The sequence below is a fragment of the Pseudomonas reactans genome (assembly GCF_013385825.1).
GTDB classification, from domain to species: Bacteria; Pseudomonadota; Gammaproteobacteria; order Pseudomonadales; family Pseudomonadaceae; genus Aquipseudomonas; species Aquipseudomonas reactans.
Map to the genome: position 1 here is coordinate 223,717 of NZ_JACAPG010000003.1, position 18,854 is coordinate 242,570.

Annotated in this window: 20 protein-coding genes; 4 read left to right on the forward strand and 16 right to left on the reverse strand. The window is 61.1% G+C overall.

Going from position 1 to position 18,854, the window contains the following annotated elements:
* Positions 1-85: 85 nt before the first annotated feature.
* Both HX868_RS04210 and HX868_RS04215 read left to right on the forward strand, forming a co-directional pair.
* Positions 86-427: a helix-turn-helix domain-containing protein gene (locus HX868_RS04210; protein WP_095015371.1), complete on the forward strand. Its 342-nt coding sequence runs from the start codon at positions 86-88 to the stop codon at positions 425-427.
* A complete protein-coding gene (locus tag HX868_RS04215) occupies positions 424-795 on the forward strand; it encodes a hypothetical protein (protein ID WP_005786715.1) in 372 nt (123 codons plus the stop codon). Before HX868_RS04210 ends, HX868_RS04215 begins: the two co-directional genes overlap by 4 nt.
* On the opposite strand, the gene HX868_RS04220 is transcribed toward HX868_RS04215, so the two are convergent.
* Positions 792-2,561 carry a bifunctional diguanylate cyclase/phosphodiesterase gene (locus HX868_RS04220; RefSeq protein ID WP_095017567.1) on the reverse strand — a complete coding sequence of 590 codons (1,770 nt, stop codon included), beginning with the start codon at positions 2,559-2,561 and terminating at the stop codon, positions 792-794. The two genes, HX868_RS04215 and HX868_RS04220, sit on opposite strands and share 4 nt — an antisense overlap.
* A 118-nt stretch (positions 2,562-2,679) precedes the next feature.
* The gene (locus tag HX868_RS04225; protein WP_177002013.1) at positions 2,680-4,761 is read right to left on the reverse strand and encodes a carboxy terminal-processing peptidase; all 2,082 of its coding nucleotides are present in this window, start codon (positions 4,759-4,761) and stop codon (positions 2,680-2,682) included.
* Positions 4,762-4,899: 138 nt separating this feature from the next.
* Between HX868_RS04225 and HX868_RS04230 the strand changes: the two genes are divergently transcribed.
* Positions 4,900-5,862, forward strand: a complete 963-nt coding sequence (locus tag HX868_RS04230; RefSeq protein WP_177002014.1) for a zinc-binding dehydrogenase — start codon at positions 4,900-4,902, stop codon at positions 5,860-5,862.
* A gap of 120 nt (positions 5,863-5,982) precedes the next feature.
* Here the strand turns inward: HX868_RS04230 and HX868_RS04235 are convergent, their stop codons facing one another.
* The 6 genes from HX868_RS04235 to HX868_RS04260 all read right to left on the reverse strand — a co-directional run bounded on the left by HX868_RS04235 (position 5,983) and on the right by HX868_RS04260 (position 11,304).
* A complete protein-coding gene (locus HX868_RS04235) occupies positions 5,983-6,636 on the reverse strand; it encodes an HAD family hydrolase (protein WP_177002015.1) in 654 nt (217 codons plus the stop codon).
* A 29-nt stretch (positions 6,637-6,665) separates the two neighbouring features.
* A complete protein-coding gene (locus HX868_RS04240; protein WP_177002016.1) occupies positions 6,666-7,655 on the reverse strand; it encodes an ABC transporter ATP-binding protein in 990 nt (329 codons plus the stop codon).
* Positions 7,652-8,452 (reverse strand): ABC transporter permease, encoded by an 801-nt coding sequence (locus HX868_RS04245; protein WP_010211611.1) that lies wholly within the window; start codon positions 8,450-8,452, stop codon positions 7,652-7,654. Before HX868_RS04245 ends, HX868_RS04240 begins: the two co-directional genes overlap by 4 nt.
* Positions 8,439-9,275 (reverse strand): ABC transporter permease, encoded by an 837-nt coding sequence (locus HX868_RS04250; protein WP_095015377.1) that lies wholly within the window; start codon positions 9,273-9,275, stop codon positions 8,439-8,441. The genes HX868_RS04245 and HX868_RS04250 overlap by 14 nt, the downstream gene beginning before the upstream one ends.
* Entirely contained in the window at positions 9,272-10,078 is an 807-nt protein-coding gene (locus tag HX868_RS04255; RefSeq protein WP_177002017.1) for an alkaline phosphatase family protein, read from the reverse strand. Before HX868_RS04255 ends, HX868_RS04250 begins: the two co-directional genes overlap by 4 nt.
* A gap of 149 nt (positions 10,079-10,227) precedes the next feature.
* Positions 10,228-11,304, reverse strand: a complete 1,077-nt coding sequence (locus HX868_RS04260; protein WP_038844846.1) for an ABC transporter substrate-binding protein — start codon at positions 11,302-11,304, stop codon at positions 10,228-10,230.
* A gap of 352 nt (positions 11,305-11,656) precedes the next feature.
* Between HX868_RS04260 and HX868_RS04265 the strand changes: the two genes are divergently transcribed.
* Entirely contained in the window at positions 11,657-12,370 is a 714-nt protein-coding gene (locus HX868_RS04265; RefSeq protein WP_010211607.1) for a UTRA domain-containing protein, read from the forward strand.
* 175 nt (positions 12,371-12,545) lie between these two features.
* Here the strand turns inward: HX868_RS04265 and HX868_RS04270 are convergent, their stop codons facing one another.
* From HX868_RS04270 to HX868_RS04305, 8 genes are read right to left on the reverse strand one after another with little or no spacing between them, the layout of a single operon-like run.
* Entirely contained in the window at positions 12,546-13,463 is a 918-nt protein-coding gene (locus HX868_RS04270; protein WP_177002018.1) for a metal ABC transporter substrate-binding protein, read from the reverse strand.
* Positions 13,463-14,362 carry a metal ABC transporter permease gene (locus HX868_RS04275; RefSeq protein ID WP_177002019.1) on the reverse strand — a complete coding sequence of 300 codons (900 nt, stop codon included), beginning with the start codon at positions 14,360-14,362 and terminating at the stop codon, positions 13,463-13,465. Before HX868_RS04275 ends, HX868_RS04270 begins: the two co-directional genes overlap by 1 nt.
* Positions 14,359-15,105, reverse strand: coding sequence for a metal ABC transporter ATP-binding protein (locus HX868_RS04280; protein WP_177002020.1), 747 nt, complete (start codon positions 15,103-15,105; stop codon positions 14,359-14,361). The genes HX868_RS04275 and HX868_RS04280 overlap by 4 nt, the downstream gene beginning before the upstream one ends.
* Positions 15,102-16,022: a metal ABC transporter substrate-binding protein gene (locus tag HX868_RS04285; protein WP_058426941.1), complete on the reverse strand. Its 921-nt coding sequence runs from the start codon at positions 16,020-16,022 to the stop codon at positions 15,102-15,104. The genes HX868_RS04280 and HX868_RS04285 overlap by 4 nt, the downstream gene beginning before the upstream one ends.
* 19 nt (positions 16,023-16,041) lie before the next feature.
* Positions 16,042-16,602 carry a DUF6162 family protein gene (locus tag HX868_RS04290; RefSeq protein WP_016980242.1) on the reverse strand — a complete coding sequence of 187 codons (561 nt, stop codon included), beginning with the start codon at positions 16,600-16,602 and terminating at the stop codon, positions 16,042-16,044.
* Positions 16,599-16,928: a hypothetical protein gene (locus HX868_RS04295; RefSeq protein WP_016980241.1), complete on the reverse strand. Its 330-nt coding sequence runs from the start codon at positions 16,926-16,928 to the stop codon at positions 16,599-16,601. Before HX868_RS04295 ends, HX868_RS04290 begins: the two co-directional genes overlap by 4 nt.
* Complete coding sequence (locus tag HX868_RS04300; RefSeq protein ID WP_025859107.1) at positions 16,925-17,461, reverse strand: hypothetical protein; 537 nt, start codon at positions 17,459-17,461, stop codon at positions 16,925-16,927. The genes HX868_RS04295 and HX868_RS04300 overlap by 4 nt, the downstream gene beginning before the upstream one ends.
* Positions 17,458-18,660 (reverse strand): PepSY-associated TM helix domain-containing protein, encoded by a 1,203-nt coding sequence (locus HX868_RS04305; protein ID WP_177002021.1) that lies wholly within the window; start codon positions 18,658-18,660, stop codon positions 17,458-17,460. Before HX868_RS04305 ends, HX868_RS04300 begins: the two co-directional genes overlap by 4 nt.
* Between the last annotated feature and the right edge of the window lie 194 nt (positions 18,661-18,854).

Genomic DNA, 18,854 nt, shown 5'->3' on the forward strand with positions numbered 1-18,854 from the left:
TCCCCCTGCGACCTTTATGGCTGTTAGGATTACACTCCTAAGGAAAGAGCTTACTAAGTAAGTGCAGTTATCCTACGGGGCAGTCATGGATATTCAGATAATTTCACGCGATGGCGAACCCGAGTACGCGGTGTTGCCATGGGATCAGTACCAGGCGCTGCTAAAAGCTGCCGGTCAGCAACAACCAACGCTACCTCCTCTCTCATCGACTGCCCAAGCTGCCCCTGATCAGGACCTGCGCCCGCTCGCAGCCCTGCGCGGCTTGCGCGAAGCCAAAGGCCTGGCTATCGAGACCCTGGCCCGCACCGTGGGCATCAGCCCCTCGTATCTTGGATTGATTGAAAGTGGTGAACGCCAGCCGGATGCCGCGATCCGCCGCAGCCTGGCCTGGGAATTGGGCGTTGCAGGTTGGAGGGATGAATCTTGAGCCTACGTATCAGCCGTCAACATTGGGATGGGTTACTCAACGAACTGGACCAGGCGCGCCGCCAGCGCCATCTGCTGACCTACCGCGCGCTGCTGGAGCGCCTGCAATTCCCTACACCGGCCATGCAAACCCTGGCCGCCGCCCTGGAGCACCTGGCGGCGCTGGACGCCAAGGCGGAGCAGCCGTTGCGCAGCTCGCTGGTGATCAGCCAGGGCGCCAGTCGCCTGCCGCGTACCGGTTTCTTTGAATGTGTGGAGCGTTTGGGGCGCTTCAGCGGGCCATCCGATGGGGTGGCTGCGGCCTCCTGGCATGCATCGGAAGTCGTGCGGGTGTTCGAATACGAATACCCGGAGTCTGCCGAGGCTTAAAGCGCCTGGGGCAGCGCGTCCATGCTGTCGATCACGTGGATGCTATAGCCGGCCATGTCCTTGGCATGGTGCTTGGCCTGCGAGGCCAGCTCCGCCAACTGGCTGGCATCGAGTTGTCCACAGGCCTGTGGATACAAATGCACCACGCCGATGGACAGTGACAGCAGCGCAAACTCCTGGCGCACGCCCTGGCGGTTGAGCGCCACGAAGCAGCCTGCTTCAAGGTGTTCGGCGCGGTAGAAGCGCCGGCATTGGGTGTGGAAGTCATCCAGTAGCTGATTGAGGCGTTTGCGCCAATCCTGCGGGCCCAGCACCAGCAAAAAGTCATCGCCACCGATATGCCCGACAAAGTCGCGGCTCGGGTCGACGCGGTCGTTCAGGCACTGTGCCAGGCACAACAACACCTCATCCCCACGCCCATAGCCGTAGATATCGTTGAACGGCTTGAAGCTGTCGATATCCACGTAGCAGATCACCGATTCGCGCTGTTGCTGCAGCAGACGCGTCAGGCATTGCTGGATCGGTACGTTGCCCGGCAGCAGGGTCAGCGGGTTGGCATAGCGCGCCTGTTGGATCTTCAATTCGGTAATCAGCTTGAGCACATCGATCACCCGGCCCAGGCCCAGATAATCGCCATTGAGCGTGATGATGAAGTCTTCTTCGATGCGTTGTCGCGCGCGGCTGGTGAGCAAGCGGCTGACTTGTTGCAGGGACTGGCTCAGTTCTACCGCCAGAAAGTCGGTGCTCATCAGGCGGCTGATGGGTTTGCGCGCAAACAGGTCGGTGGCGAAGGGTTTCAGCAGCGCATCCGACAGTGAGTGCCGGTGGACGATACCGATCGGGTGCCCGCGCCCGTCCAGCACCGCCAGGGAGTTGAGGTTGGCCTGGCGCCGAAACGCTTCCAGCACCTGGGCGGTGGCGGTGTCCTGGTCCACCGCCGGTTGTTCGTTGAGCAGGGCGCTGAGGTCGCTGCCTTCGTCGTTCAGCGCCACGTTGGCGCTGTCGGGCTTGGGCAGCATCAGGCGTGCTTCCTGCGGTGGCTGCTCCTGCGGACGGCAGAGCAGGTAGCCTTGGACCAGGTCCACGCCCATCTCCGTCAGTACTGCCAACTCTTCAGGCAGCTCGATCCCTTCGGCAATCACTTGGGCACGCGACGCCTTGGCGATTTGCAGGATGGAGCCGACAAATTCCCGTTTGAGCGCGTCCTGATGGATGCCGTCGATGAAGTGTCGGTCGATCTTCACATAATCCGGGCGCAGCTCCGACCATAGACGCAGGCTGGAATAACCGGCGCCCAAGTCATCCAGGGCAATTGAGAACCCCATGTTGCGATAGTGGTGCAGGGCGGTTTGCAGCAGGTCGATATCGTTGGTGGGGGTTTGCTCGGTGAGTTCGATCACCACCTGGCTGGGTGGAATGCCGAAGTCATGCAGCAGTTGCAGCGTACGCCCTGGCTGGTGCGCGGTTTCCATCAGAGATTGCGGCGAAACGTTGAGGAACAGCTTGCCCGGCAACTTCTGTTCACTGAAGCGTCGACAGGCGCTTTCTCGGCAAACCATTTCCAATTCGCTCAGTCGCCCGGCCTGGCCGGCCACCGAGAACAGGGCTACGGGGGAGTGCAGCGGGCTGTTGGACGGCCCGCGACTGAGGGCTTCATAACCGAGAATGCGCCGTTCAGACAGGCTGATGATCGGTTGGAACAGGCTGTGCAAACTGCCTTGAGCCAGGATAACGCCCAATGCATTCAGCTGTTCGGTCATGGTCATGGCGATCTCGATCGAAAAAAAAGGACCGCAGGCTGGAAACCTGCGGTCCTTCATTTCACGACAGAATGATGTCTATATGATGACACTCCGGGGAGCGTTCACATTAAATCGCCATCATTTACTGCTTGGCTACCTGTTTGCTGATCTTGAGGTAGTCCAGCAGGATCCGGCCCGTTTCGGCCAGGTAGGCGTCGTCTTCCGGCTTGGTTTTATCCGCTTCAGTCGGCAACGCATCTTCGTCTTCTTTCTTCAGCTCCTTGAGTGGATCTTCACCCTTGGCCTTGCGGCGGATGTTTTCCAGTGCAAGTTGCTTGTTTTCGATGTCGGAGTGCTGAGCACGGCGATCTACTTCATTGAGGCTGACGGTTTTTTCTTCCATCAGCTTCTTGGCCAGGGCCAGCTTGTCGCGGATGAACACGAACTCGGCATCCTTGGCGGAGCGGGTGTCGTGGTCAGCCTTCAACTGCGCCAGGAACGGCTTGAACGGATCCGAAGCGGGCTTGATCGCCGGGCGGATGGTGTCCCACGGCATGGCTTCCGGCAAGGCGCTTTCGCCGATTTCCTTGGTGTCGATGATCGACGGGAAATCGATGTCCGGCAGTACGCCCTGGTGCTGGGTGCTCTGCCCGGAAACCCGGTAGAACTTGGCCAACGTCAGCTTAAGCTCGCCATGGTTCAGCGGCTGGATGGTCTGCACGGTGCCTTTGCCGAAGGTCTGGCCGCCGATGATCAGGGCGCGGTGGTAGTCCTGCATGGCACCGGCGAAAATCTCCGAAGCCGAGGCCGAGAGGCGGTTGACCAGCAACGCCATCGGGCCTTTGTAGAAGGCGCCCGGGTTTTCGTCTTCCAGCACATCCACACGGCCGTCAGCATTGCGCACCAACACGGTCGGACCCTTGTCGATAAACAGGCTGGTCAGCTCAGTGGCTTCCTGCAGGGAACCGCCGCCGTTGTTGCGCAGGTCGATGACCACGCCGTCGACTTTTTCCTTCTGCAGTTCGGTCAGGATTTTCTTCACGTCACGCGTGGTGGACTTGTAGTCCGGATCGCCAGCACGGAACGCCTTGAAGTCCAGGTAGAAGGCCGGGATTTCAATCACGCCCAGCTTGTAGTCCTTGCCATCCTGCTTGAGGTTGAGGACTTTCTTCTGCACAGCCTGGTCTTCGAGCTTCACCGCTTCGCGGGTGATGGACACGATCTTGCTGGTCTGGTCGTTCGGTGCATTGGTGTGCGGAATCACTTCCAGGCGCACCACGCTGCCTTTCGGCCCACGGATCAGCTTGACCACTTCGTCCAGGCGCCAGCCGACCACGTCGACCATTTCTTTGTCGGCCTGGGCCACACCGATGATCTTGTCGGCCGGAGCCACTTGCTTGGTCTTGTCTGCCGGACCTGCCGGCACCAGGCGCACGATCTTGACCTGGTCATTGTCGCTTTGCAGGACGGCACCGATGCCCTCCAGCGACAGACTCATGTTGATATCAAAGTTTTCCGCGTTATCTGGCGACAGATAATTGGTGTGCGGATCGTAGGACATCGCGAAGGTGTTGATGTAGGCCTGGAAGATATCTTCGGCACGGGTCTGGTCCAGACGTGCCAGCTGATTCTTGTAGCGCTTGGTCAACAGCTCCTGGATGGCCTTAGGCTCTTTGCCGGCGATCTTCAGGCGCAGCACCTCGTCCTTGACGCGTTTGCGCCACAGGTCATCGAGGGCAGCGGTGCTGGTCAGCCAAGGCGCGTCCTTACGGTCGACCAGCAGGCTTTCCTTCTGGGTGAAGTCGAGCTTGTCGACGCCTTTGCCCAGCTCACCCAGGGCGAAGTCCAGACGCGCTTTGACGCGGTCAAGGTAGCGCTTGTAGATGGTGAAGCCGGGTTGCAGGTCGCCGCTCTTGAGGAAGTCGTCGAACTGCGTCTTCCACTTGTCGAACTCGGCGATATCACTGGCCAGGAAGTAGCTGCGCGACGGGTCCAGCAGCTTGAGGTAGCTGTCATAGATGATCACCGAGCGCGCGTCGTCCAGCGGCGGCTTGCTGTAGTGATGGCGCTTGAGCAGTTCTACGACGTTAAGGCTGGCAATCACCTCATCGCGATCCGGCTGAAGGTTGTCCCAGCTGTTGGCTGCGAACGTATTGGTCGACATCGACGCGAAGCCGAGACCAATGAAAAGAGCGAGGGCGGTGCTGGGGAACAAATGCTTCATGCTAATTCGACGCGGGGGCAATTGATAACGCATATTAGGCCGTCTTTGAGGGAGCCGGTTCCATATGGTCCGGTCGCATAATGCAAAAAGCCCGGCGATACAGCTACGGGCTCAGTCCAGACTCACTATGGAGGCACTGTGAAAGCATTGCAAGGCGTTGACGGTCATGTGGAGTGGTTGGAAGAACCCAGTCCTACCTGCGATGTAGGGCAAGTTCGCATTCGCGTAGCGGCAGCGGGCCTCAATCGCGCCGATTTATTACAGCGCGCCGGGCTTTATCCGCCGCCGCCGGGCGCGAGCCAGGTGCTTGGCCTGGAGTGTTCCGGGGTGATCAGCGAAGTGGGGTCGGGCTCATCCTGGCAGGTGGGCGACCGTGTCTGCGCGCTGTTGGCCGGCGGTGGCATGGCTGAAGAAGTGGTGGTGGATGCGCGTCATGTGTTGCCGGTGCCAGAAGGTTTGTCGCTGGTCGAAGCGGCGGCATTGCCTGAGGTGTACAGCACCGCGTGGCTCAATCTGTTCCAACTGGCCGGTCTCAGGCCTGGCGAAAAGGTGTTGCTGCATGCCGGCGCCAGTGGTGTGGGCTCGGCGGCGATCCAGCTGTGCAAGGCGTTCGGCAGCCCGTGCTGGGTCAGCGTCGGCTCGGCGGAGCGCCTGGCCTATTGCGAAGAACTCGGCGCCCAGAGCGGCGTGGTGCGCACCGATGGTATTGAAGGGCTGCGGGATTTCGGGCCGTTCGATGTGATTCTCGACCCGGTGGGCGGCAGCTATGCCGCGCTGGACCTGAAGCTACTGGCCCTGGATGGGCGCTGGGTATTGATCGGCTTGATGGGTGGCCGCGAGGCGCAGTTGGACTTGGCGCAGGTACTGGGCAAGCGTATTCAGCTACTGGGCTCGACCCTGCGCAGCCGCAGTGATCAGTTCAAGGCCGACCTGTTCAGTGACTTGAGCCAGCATGTGTGGCCGTTGTTTGTTGAAGGGCGGCTGAGCCCGCAACTGGCCAAGACCTTTGCGATACAGGATGCCGAGGCGGCGTTTGCCGAGCTGGCGAGTAACCAGATTTCCGGGAAGTTGGTGTTGGTGATCGACGAATCCTTGGCCTGAATTGCAACGCGATCAAAACTGTAGGAGCCGGCTTGCCGGCGATGGCGGTGTATCGATGAAGAATGTTTCATCTGACACACCGCCATCGCCGGCAAGCCGGCTCCTACAGGGAGTGGTGTGTCAGGTCCAATCGTGGATAGGCCAGCCAGCTTTTTCGGCGTGCTCGCGCAATACCGGGTCCGGGTTCACCACCTGCGGATGATCCACCTTCAACAGCAACGGCAAATCATTGCGCGAATCCGAATAGAAATACGCGCCTTCCAGCGTTTCACCTTCCTGCTCCAACCATTCCATCAGCCGCGTGATCTTGCCCTCGCGATAAGTCAGTACACCGACCGTACGCCCGCTATAAACACCATTGCTGACTTCAAGGTCGATCCCCAACACCTCATCAATGCCGATCCGCGCCGCAATTGGCGTGACCAGGTGCGTGCCCGACGCCGAGATCACCAGAATCCGATCGCCATTCGCGCGGTGACGGGCGATGGTCTTGGTGGCATCGCCGTAGATCAGCGGCTCGATCACGTCCTCGACCCACGGCTCCACCAAGTGCTCGATTTCTTCCGGCGTGCGGCCGATCATCGGCTCCAGGCTGAAGTCCATGAAATCTTCCATCTTCAGTTTGCCCTGGCTGTAGGCGTCCATCAGTTCGTGGTTCTTGCGCATGAACGACGCAGGGTCGACCCAGCCCAGGCGGCCCATCTGCTCGCTCCACAGGGTGGCGCAGTCACCGTGGATGAGGGTGTCGTCCAGATCAAAAATTACCAATGCCATCGGTCACGCTCTCTCAATCAATCGTTGCATCAGGCTACTTCACACAGGGCGCTTGGGTCGATGGAAAGTGCCAGGCGTTGTCCCTCGGGGTACAGATCGTCAGCCGAACGGTTGAGCACATCCACCACCAGCTCCACGCCGCGCGCTTCGATGCGGTAGCGAATCACGTTGCCCAACAGGCTGTGGCTGCGCACCAGGGCGTTTAGTTCGCCGTCGCGGCTCAGTTCGATGGCCTCCGGGCGAATGGCGATGCGGCTGTTGATCGGGCGTTGCAGCAACTGGGTGGCCTTGTCGGCGTCCAGCAGGTTGTAGTTGCCGATAAAACCGGCGGCGAACACATCGACAGGCGCGGTATAGAGGGTCTCGGCATCGCCGCTCTGCACGATCTTGCCCTGGTTCATCAGGAAGATCCGGTCGGACATGGTCAGGGCTTCTTCCTGGTCATGGGTCACGAAGATGGTGGTCAGCCCCAGTTCGCGCTGGATCTGGCGGATCTGCTCGCGCAGGTGCTTGCGAATCCGTGCATCCAGCGCCGACAGCGGCTCATCCAGCAACAACAAACGTGGGCGGGTGACCAGGGAGCGGGCGAGGGCCACGCGCTGGCACTGGCCGCCGGACATCTGGTGCGGGTAACGGCCGGCGAGGTCCTTGAGTTCCACCAGTTGCAGCACTTCCTGCACGCGCTTGTGGCTGTCGTCGGCATTGACCTTCTGCATGCGCAGGCCGAAGGCGACGTTCTGCTCCACGGTCATGTTGGGGAACAGTGCATAGCTCTGGAACACCATGCCGATGTGACGTTTCTGCGGGCTCAATGGGACGATGTCCTGCCCATCCAGCAGGATTTTCCCACTGTCCACCGAGGTCAGCCCGGCGATGCAGCGCAGCAGTGTGGATTTGCCGCAACCGGACGGGCCGAGCAGGGTGACGAACTCACCCTTGGCGATCTCGCAGTTGATATCACTGAACACCGGGGTGCCGGCGTAGCCTTTTTGCAGGTGTTGGACGCTGACGAAGCTCATTGGCTTTTGTCCTTGTTCAAGATGTTGGCGGCCCAGGTCAGCACCAGCACAAAGAAGAAATAGGAAATCACGACGGCACTGGTGAAGTGGCCGCTGCTGTTGCGCATGTTGTTCAGATACACCTGTAATGTTTCGTAGCGGGTACCCACCAGGATATTGGCGAACACGAACTCACCGAACAGGAACGAGAACGACAGCAGCAACGCCACCATCAAGCCTTTGCGCAGGTTCGGCAGTACCACCAGGATCGCCGCCTGCCAGGTGCTGGCGCCGAGCAGTTGTGACGCGTCCATCAGGTCGCGCAGATTGATCGCCTGCAGGTTGTTGGTGATCGCCCGGTACATGAACGGCAGTGCCACCGTGAAGTAGCAACCGATCAAAATCCACGGCGTGCCCACCATCGCCATCGGCCCGGAGCCATACAGTTGCAGCAGGCCCACCGACGACACCACCGGTGGTACCGCGAAGGGCAGCAGGATCAGGATGTTCATCAGCGCATCGAGCTTGGGGAAGTGGTAATGCACCACAAACAGCAGCGGCAAAATCAGTACCACCGACAGGATCAGCGCGCCGACGCACACCAGCAACGATTGCCCGAAGGCCATCAGGAAGCGCGGGTCGCTCCACAGCTGAACGTACCATTTCACCGTGAAGCCGGCGGGCAGGATGGTTGCTGACCAACTGCTGGCAATGGAGTAGACGAAGGTGCCCACCAACGGCAGCACCAGGATGGCAAACAGCAGCCACACCACCACCCGATGGTAGAGGGAGGCCGGGCCGGCTTCAGCGCGAGACATGGTAGCTCCTCTTGAGCAGCAGTTGATGGACCACGGTGACCACGGTCATCAGCGCCACCAGCACCACGGCCAGGGCGCTGGCCATGTTCGGGTCGAGGGACACATCACCGGAGACCAGCCCGGCGATACGGATCGGCAGCACGTTGAAGTTGCCGGTGGTCAAGGCGTACACCGTGGCATAGGCGCCCAAGGCGTTGGCCAACAGAATCACGAACGTACCGAGCAGCGCCGGGGTGAGCACGGGCAGGCCGATATGCCGCCAGAACTGCCAGCCATTCGCGCCGAGCAAGGCGGCCGACTCACGCCAGTCTTCGCGCAACGCATCGAAGGCCGGGTACAGCAGCAACACACCCAGGGGAATCTGGAAGTAGGTATAGAGGATGATCAAGCCGGTCTTCGAATACAGGTTGAAGTCCTGAATGATCCCTGCCTGCTTGAGCATGATCGTAATGCTGCCGTTGAAGCCCAGCAAAATGATGAACGCGAAGGCCAAGGGCACACCGGAAAAGTTGCTGGTCATGTTGGCAAAGGCGGTGACGAAATTGCGCAGCGGCGAATCCACCCGGCGCAACGAGTAGCTGCCCAGCGTGGCGATGATGATGCCGAAGATGCTGGAGTAGAAGCTGATCTCCAAACTGAACTGGATGGCTTGCAGGTAGAACTTCGAGCTGAAGATGCGCACGAAGTTTTCCACGCCCCAACCGGCCTCTTCGGTTTGCAGGCTGTTGATCAGCACCCATACCAATGGGGCGATTTCGAACACGGTAAAGAACAGCGCGAAGGGAACCAGGCACAGCAGCGCCAGCCATTTGCCACGGATCATTTCAACAGCTCCCGGCACACAGGTTTGTCATGAGGCACGCCGAGCAACTCGCAGACGGTACCGCAGAGGTCGGTCTGTTTCGGTGTAGCGTTGGGGTCGAGGCTGAAGGCATTGCCGAGAACGAACAACGGCACTTCGCGCTCTTCCGGCAACAGGCCGTTATGGGAACGGTCGTTGTTCATGCCGTGGTCGGCGGTCACCAGCACTTGGTAACCGGCGTCGAGCCAGGCTTGCAGGTAATCGGCCAGGATGATGTCGGCCGAGCGTGCGCTGTTGCGGTATTGCGGGGTGTCGAGGCCGTGCTTGTGGCCGGCGTCGTCGATGTTCATCGGGTGCACCACCAGGAAGTCCGGCGCGTGTTTGAGGCGCAGGCTCTCGGCGTCGGCAAACAGGTGGGAATCCGGGTAATGGTCATTCCAGTAGAAATGCCCGTGCTGGATCGCCAGTGACGTGTCGTCGGTATGACGGTCGCGGGCGGCGAGGAAGGGCGTACGGTTGTACAACTCGCTGACCCAATGGTAAGCCGCCGCTGCCGTGGTCAGCCCGGCGTCGGTGGCGTAATGGAAAATGCTGCGCTGGTTGGACAGGCGCGAGACGTTGTTGTGCACGATGCCGCTCTGGATCGGAGGCACGCCGGTGAGGATGCATTCATACAGCGGGCGGGACAGGGCGGGCAGTTCACATTCCAGTTTGTAGAGGGCTGCGCGTCCTGCGCCGACGTAGGCCTGCAAGTGCCCCATGGCGTGTCTCGCAACCTCGAAGTTCAGGCCGTCGAGCACGACAAGGATGACAGTGTGCTTCATGGGGGCTCCGCAACAGATGGGTTTGGGTCAGGTTGAAACCGGACCTGTAGGAGCCGGCTTGCCGGCGATAGCGGGCGAACATTCAACATTGATGTTGGTTGATATGCCGCCATCGCCGGCAAGCCGGCTCCTACAGAGGTTTGCTTCGATTACTTCATCTCTACGATGACCTGCTCATTCCACAACTGAGGCAGCTTCTTGGACGTGGCTTCCCAGGCATCCGCATCCTTGATCGGCTGCGGGTTGGCCTTGGTGTACTGCTCGCCCGGGATCAGGTTCTTGGCGATGTCGGCCGGCAGTTTCAGGTCGGTTTCAGCGCGGATCGGACGCGCATTGCCTTTCGCCAGGTTGAGCTGGCCAGCGTCGCTGAAGATGTATTCGCGGGTCAGCTTGGCGGCGTTCGGGTGCTTGGCGTATTTGTTGATGATGGTGGTGTAGCCGGATTTTACCGAGCCGTCCGATGGGATCAGCACCACGTAGTCATCCGGGTTGGCCATCTTGGCCTTGTAGCTCAGGCCGTTGAAGTCCCAGACCACGCCCACTTCGACTTCACCTTTTTCCATGGTGGCGATGGTCGGGTTGGACAGCGAGAGGCGGCCTTGCTGGGCGATCTTGGTGAAAAACTGCAGGCCGGGGGCGATGTTCTTTTCGTCGCCTTTATTGGCGATGGCCGCTGCCAGTACACCGTTGGCCGCTTGCGCCGCGGTGCTCACGTCACCGATGGAGACTTTGTACTTGCCGTTTTGCAGGTCAGCCCAGCTGGTCGGCACTTCAGAGCCATGCAGCAGTTTCTTGTTGACGATAAACGCGATGGTGCCGGTGTAGGCCAAGGCCCAGTGACCGTCTTTGTCTTTAGCCCAATCCGGAACCTGGGCCCAGGTGGACGGTTTGTACGGTTGGGTGACTTCCTGCTTCACCGCGATCGGACCGAACGCTGCGCCCACGTCGCCGATGTCGGCGCTGGCGTTGTCTTTCTCAGCCTTGAACTTGGCGATTTCCTGGGCCGAGCTCATGTCGGTGTCGATGTGCTTGAGGCCGTAGGTCTTGGCCAGGTCTTCCCAGGTGCCTTTCCAGTTGGCCCAGTCATCGGGCATGCCGACGCTGTTGACAGCGCCTTCTGCCTTTGCGGCAGCTTCCAGGGTTTTTAGATCGGTATCAGCGGCCATGGCGGCGGTGCACATGGCAATGGTCGAGCCTAACAGTGATGCCAGGAAAAGCTGTTTCATCCGAAGCTCCTTTGGGCGTGTTCAACGCTGCGTTTTTTATGAACGATTGCAGTGGTGTTGGTCTAGGTCAGCAATACCTGAGCCAATCTAGGCTCGATGGATGACAGTTTCATGTCGATGTCGTTTTTAAATCGCGGATGTCGCTTGTCGCAGAGTTAGCGTAGACCATGCCCAAGTGCCCGCATTGATTGGACTTGGCCGATGTATTGCAGGGTGTGCTAAGGGCGATGGATACGGACTGTCATCTGTCGGTCATCTGTAATGACTAGGCTGGCAAGCTTGAGTGCTGGCCGGTTTACGCAGCGGTTTGTGCACCGGATCGGTGCTGGTCTAGTCCAGATAGGTAACGTTGATGCGTGATGAGGCAATCAAGGCGGTGACATCCATTGGCCTGGCGCTGCAAGAGCAGATCGACCACGGCTTGTTGCCGCCTGCCAGCAAACTGCCCGCCGAGCGCAAGCTCAGCGAGTTGTTTGGTACCACCCGGATTACCGTGCGGGAAGCCTTGTTACAACTGGAAGCCCAAGGCCAGATCTATCGCGAGGAGCGGCGCGGCTGGTTTGTCTCGCCGCCACGGCTGGCCTACAACCTGATGCAGCGCAGCCACTTTCACGCCATGGTCAGCGACCAGGGGCGCGTGGCGTCCACCGAAGTGATTTCGGCGCGCTTGCAGCCGGCGTCGGCGGCGGTGTGTGCGTGGTTGCAGTTGCCGGCGCTGTCCAGTGTGATCCAGATCTGCCGGGGCCGGCGGATCGATGGGCGCTTGGTGCTGTATGTGGAGCACTACCTGAACCCGCAGTATTTTCCCGGGATCCTGGCGTGTGATTTGAATCAGTCGATGACTGAGCTGTATGCGCGCAAATACGATCTGCACTACGGGCGCGTGCGCTTTGAAATCGTGCCGACGTCACTGCCGGTGGAAGCCGCCGCCGCGTTGCGCGTGTCGGTGGGCAGCCCGGGCTTGCGGATCGCCCGGGTCAATTATGACCAGCACCAGCGGTTGATCGATTGCGACCTGGAGTTCTGGCGGCATGATGCCATTCATGTCGGTGTGGATGTGGTGTGAAAGGGATCATTGAGGCAATTTCCTGTGGCGAGCAGGCTTGCCCTGCGTTGGGCTGCGAAGCGGCCCCCAAAACCCAACGCCGCGGTTTACCTGACACGCTGCGGTGAACTTTATGGGGCTGCTTCGCAGCCCAGCGCGGGGCAAGCCCGCTCGCCACAAAGATTGAGCCAGTCAGTTAGGGCCGTGTGAGCACCTTTATCAGTTGGTCAGTGTTGGTTTCCAACTCTGTCACCGGCTCGGCACCGTCCACATTCAACACCAACAGCGTTGAATCACCGGCAGTGATAGCCGCCTTCACCGCGTCACTCGGCTGCCGATGATGCAGCACCACCGCCACCTCATTGTCCTTCAACTCGGCACTCAGTTTCTGCAACGCCTCAGGCGTCCAATCCGCGTCGGGCCGTGCATCGGTGCTGAGCACTTCCAGGTTCAAACTGCTGACCAAGTACGCGAAGTGATCACTCAGGCTGACCACACTCAAGTTGTCCGCCTTGGCCAGCCGCGCTTCGCTGTTGGCGGTGAGCTTGAGCAGGCGCTGTTTGAGGGCGGCGAGGTTGGCGTCGATCTTCGGTTTGGCGGTGGGGGCGAGGCGGCTCAGGTCGGCGGCCAGCACATCGGCCATGCGTCCCATGTTGTTGCTCGACTGCCACGGCTGGCTGTTCAGGCCATCGGTGACACCCGGCTGCACCGCGATGCCCGGCAAACCGCCGTCCACAGGGCGTGCAGCGTCGACTTCGACGATGCGGATGTTGCTGCGCCGCGCCACCGGGTACAGCGGGTCATCGGCCCACAGCGAGCGCAGGCCGATGGCGGCGTCGGCGTCGAGTGCCAATTTGCTCAGAGCTGGCGCGCCTCGGCCGGTGAAGTAGGACACTTGCCGCGAACCCGGCAGGTTGGCCGGGGCAGCGCGTTCGAGCTGCACGTCGGTGCCTTTGAGGAGCACTTCAGCCAGGCCGTAGGTGATCGGCAACGAGGCCAGCACTTTGACCGGTTTTGCCGCGTGAGCAGCGGGTTTGGTCGCTTCAGCCGCCATCAATGGCGTGGTGAACAAACAAGTGATGGCCAGGGCCAGGGGAGAAAGAATGGTGCGCATTATCCAAGATTCCCTTTAAGGCTGGGCACTGTGCCGCGCGCGATGGCGGCCAGGGCGAAGGCGATACCGGCGACCAGAATGATGGCGGCGCCGGACGGCACAGGCAGGTCGAAGATGATCGGCAGCAGGATCCCGCACAGGGTGCTGATGGTGGCAATCGCGACCGAGATCCAGAAGAAGCCCTTGAGCGACTGGCTCAACAGGCGTGCCGCAGCGGCGGGAATCACCAGCAGCGCCCCCACCAGGATCGCGCCGATGACCTTGACCGCCGCGACGGTGATCAGCGTCACCAGGATCACGAACAGGTAGTCCAGGGTCTTCACCGCTACACCGCGTACCGCCGCCAATTGCGGGTTGAAGCTGGCCAACATGATGCGGTTGTACAGCGGCAGCGCCAGGGCCATCACCAGCGAGCCGACCACCGCCAGCACCAGCAGGTCGTTGCCGTTGACCGTCAACACCGAGCCGAACAGTACGTTCTCGAGGATATGCACGTTGATCTTGCCGGCCAGGATCAGCAATAGGCTCGCACCCAGCGCCAGGGACACCGACAGGAACACGCCGATCAAGGTGTCCGGCGCCAGGCCGGTGCGGTTGCGCAGGTAGTTGAGCAGGATGCCGAACAGCAGGCAGTAGCCGAACAACGCGCCATACGGGCCGGTGTAGGGTTCACCGAGCAGAATGCCCACCGCCACGCCGGTCAGCGCAGCGTGGCCGACCGCTTCGGAGAAAAACGCGAAGCGCTTGACCACCACCAGCGTGCCCAAACCGCCGAGTACCGGGCCGATCAGCAGGCCGGCGAGCAGGGCGTTGACCACAAAACCGTAGGCCAGCGCTTCCGGCAGATAACCGGACGAGGCCCAGCCCTGGACCATCAAGCGAAAAGCTTCATAACTCATTGCGCCGGGCTCCGAGGGTGGGTTGAGAACAGGGTCAGCAGGCGATCCGGGGTCAACGCCTCTTTAGGCGTGGCGTCGAACAGCACGCGGCGGTTGAGGCCGGTGACGCGGTCGGCCAGGCGGCCCACAGCTTCCAGGTCATGTTCGATCCATAGCACGGTGATTCCCGCCAGGCGCCAGTCATTCAGCAGGCGCTCAAACACCTGGATACCGGCTTCATCCAGCGCCGACATCGGTTCATCCAGCACCAGCAACTGCGGCGCCGGGATCAGTCCCTGAGCCAGCAACACGCGCTGGCGCTCACCGCCGGACAGCGCGCCCATGCGCCGCTTGCGTTTGTCTTGCATGCCGACGCGCTCCAGCGCATCGCCAATCGCGCCGGCGTAATGCTTGGACAGGCCGAGAAACGCCGGACGACGCTGGCACATGGCGGCCATGAAATCATCCACGGTCATCGGCAAGCCCCGATCAAATTCCAGGGCCTGCGGCACATAACCGATGGTGCCGGGCGCGGCTGGCCAGTGCAGGCTCAAGCGTCCCTGGTGAGGTGTCTGGCCCAGCAGTGTCTTGATCAGCGAGCTTTTGCCGCCGCCGTTGGGGCCGACCAGCGCATGAATGCTGCCCGGCAGTACCTGGAAGCTCACATCATCAAGGATCACGGTGCGACCGAGCGTCAGCGCAATCTGGTCGAACTCAAGCGTCGGGCCGACGCTGACCGCATTCAGCTGTTCCGCCGCCGTCATGCGCCCGACTCCTGAATGGCTCGCACCACCGTGTTGAGGTTGCCGGTCATCTCGACTTCGTACTTCTCGGCGCTGTATTCGCCGTAGGAAATATGCGACAGCGGGTACAGCTTGACCCCGGACTCACGCTGGATGGTGTCGACGTAGGTGGACGGGAAATCCATCTCCGAGAAGATCACCTTCACGTCCAGGGCGCGCAGTTCATCGATGGTTTTCTTCAACTGGCTCGGGCTTGGCTCGATGCCGTGGGCCGGTTCGACCACCGCAGTGACTTCCAGGCCGAACTCGCGCAGCAGGTAGTCATAGGCCGCGTGCACGGTGGCCACGCGCAGGTCCGGGTTGGGCGCGCTGGTCAACTTAGCGAGGGCATCAGCGCGCATCTGGCGCAGGCGCTTGCCGTAGGCACGGGCGTTCTGGGTGTAGGTCTTGGCGTTGTCTGGGTCGAGCTTGCCCAGTTCGCGGGCGATGTTGTTGACCTGGGCAATCGACGCACTGATCGACAGGAACGTATGCGGGTTGACCACCTTGCCCGCACCGCGCGCGGCGTTACCGGTGGCGGCCAGCAGCGGCACGTTGGCGTTGGCCTCGATCACCGGGATGTCCGGGCGTTCGCTGGTGGCGATCATGCGGTCGGCGAAATCATCGTGGCCGACGCCGTTGAGCACGATCACGTCCAGGGTGCCGATGCGCTTGATGTCTTCGGCGCGCGGTTCGTAGGCATGCGGGTTGAAACCGGCCGGAATCAGCGGCACCACTTCGGCCTTGTCGCCGACGATATTCGCCACATAGCTGTAATAAGGGTGCAGGGTGATACCGATACGCAGGCGTTTGGCAGCCTCGGCGTTAGCCAATGGAGCGAGCATCAGGCTGAACAGGCCAACCAGCAACAGGCGCAACAGGGGAGATGAAATAGACATGGGCAATCGGTCTTCTCGTTCAGTGACGGTGCTGGCGGGTGACGCCGGCATCGAATTGCGCGACCACTTGCTGCCAGCCGGCCGCGATCAGCGCCTGGTCAGTGAGGTCGGAAGGGGCGGCGAGGTTGGCCTGGCGATTGAGCCAGATATCCGGTTCGGCACCGTGCACACGCATCAGCAGTGAGCCGGCTGTGGCCGGTGCCTGGCTCAAGCCCAGGTAGGCCGAAGGCTCCAGCAATTGCCAGCGGTGATCGCCACGGCTGACCGAACTGGCGTCCTGGGCAAAGGGTGCGAAGCCTTCTTCGGCCAGTTGCGCCGGGCTGGGCAGCGCGCTTTGTTCCTGCTGCAACAGCTGGATTTCATCCAGGGTCACCCGCAGGTCAGCGTAGATGCCTTGCTCGGCGGCGCTCAGGTCGCGGCGCGCGTCCAATTGATGGCTGGGTACGGCCGCCACTTCCTGGGATTCACCGTGCAGCGCGATCACCGAGCCTGCCACCGCGAGGATGATCAGGCACAACAGCAGTACGTAGAGGGTTTCATGACCGGCGCCGGCGGGGCGTACAACCTGTGTGGTGGTCATTGCGGCTGGATATCCGCTTGGTCGATTTCCACCACGTGGCCGGGGCCTGCATCAAACAGCACGTAGAACTCGGCGGACGGTTTCTTGAAGGTCAGGGTCGAGTCCTCACCCAGCTTGCCAGGCACCAGGATGGTTTCGTCATAGCCGATCACATCGAGGGTCACGCCGGGTGCGCCGCTGCCGTCGGAGAAGCCGCCTTTGCACTGGATCTGCTCGCCGGGGATTTCCTTGCACTCGCACATCGGGTTGTGAGCCAGGGCGACGGTACTGAAACCGGCGCACATCAGCAGGACGCCACAGGCGCGGGTCATGCGCATCAAAGTCATGGTTTAACTCCTTGCTTGTTCAGCCAGGCAATAGTGGCAGGCGAGGCCTGGCTCAACGGAATGGAACCCTGGTGCATCGTGCCGTCCCAGCCTTCCATGGTGACCCACAGTTCGGCGTCGGCGGGCGTGCGTTCCGGGATCGGCAGGCCGGCGCCCATGCGGTACGGCGTGCCAAAGAAGATCACCCCGGCGGCGCGCAGGCTGCGCGGCTTGCCGATACGCAGGTAGGTGGCCTTGACCTGTTCGGCACAGGTGTCGCACAGGGCGGCATTGAAGAACTTCATCGGCCCGGCTGGGTCTGGGCGTGGGCCTTCATTGCGGAACTCCGCGAGGGTCAGGCTCCAGGGCCCGACCTGCACCTCACCGGCCACTCGCTCGCCGATGCCGGTGTCGCCACGAAACAGCGCCGCGTCAGCGAAGTACTTGGGCATAAAGCCCAGGGGGATCAGCAACAGCAGCACATTGATGTGGAAGCGCCATTTCAGCCAGAAGGCCCGCAGCGCCGAAGGTTTAGCAGCAGCGACCTTGCTCATGGGGTGACCTCCGAGGTTTCAGCCTGCCTGGCGGGGGCGGCCGCCTGCTTGTGTTGGGTCTTGGCTTCACGCTTGAGGGCATTGAGGGTGGCCAGGGCGGTGCGCTTGGTCCAGATCAGCAGGCCGCTCAACACCATCATGCTCATGATCAGGCCAAAGAATGCCCAGATCAGCTTGATCCAGATCCCACCAAAGTCGCCGGTGTGCAGCGGGCGCATGGATTCGGTGACGAACTCCAGCTTCGAACGGTCGGACAGCAAGTGCGCCGCCGCGACTTCGCCGTCATAGGGGTTGATCTGCGCGGTCTGGAACATCAACGGATACCAGCCGCGCCCGCCGATCTGCAGGTGGCTGTAGGCATTGAGCGGCAGGCTGATGAAGCTCGCCTCCAGGCCAGGAATGCGCTGGGTGGCGATCTTGATCGCCTCGTCCACGGGAATCATGGGGGCCGGCACGCCGGGTGCCGACATCGGCACTTTTTCCCGTGCAATCACCGGGATGACCGGCTCGGTGGAAATCGAGATCTGGTTATCCCCCAGGATCGCCCGGATCAGGAACCAGATGCCGGTGACGGAGATCACCGCGATGAACCAGATCGACCAGATACCGCTCAAGCGGTGGAAGTCACCCCAGAAGATCCGCGCACCATGGCGAATACGCAGGGTAGGGCGCAGGAAGCCCTTCCAGAACTTCTTGTAGACCACCAGCCCGGTGACCAGCGACGCCAGCAGCGGAATACCCAGTGCCGAGACCAGGTACCAGCCCCAGCTGTAGCCATTGGTGAACGGCACCAGCCACCAGCCGTGCAGGGCGCGGGTAAAGGCCTGGAAGTTGAATGACGGGCTGATGCCCTGGATCGCGCCGGTGTAGGGGTTGACGTAGACCTCCACGGAGCGCCCGTCGGGGTAGCTGAGGTCGACGCTGAGGGCGAAATGGGACTCGTCGGGGCGGCTGATCGACTGGACGAACACCTGGGGTTCTTCGCGCTTGATCGCGGCGATCACCTGGTCATAGCTCAGCGGTTCGGCGTCGTCCGTCGGCTTGCTCGCACGGATATCCGGGTTGGCCAGCCAGACGATCTCCTGGCTGACCACCGCCAGGGTGCCAGTGACGCAGACGATCAGTACAAAGAACCAGATGGGCAAGGCCAACCAGCTATGCACGAGAAACCAGAGTTTGGAACGTGACTTCTTCGACATGTGAATGAGGGTCTTGATCGGAGGGGGGCAGTGAAGGCCCGGAAAAGGCCAGTCGTAGCTTTTGCTGACGCGACAGGCTGTATCTAAGTTAAGACGGATGAGAATGAGAAATCCCTAACCCGGATATGAAAGAAAATGTTTCAGGTTCACATTCAGCCCGCTTAAACGCCTCGATCGAACACGAAACATGTTCC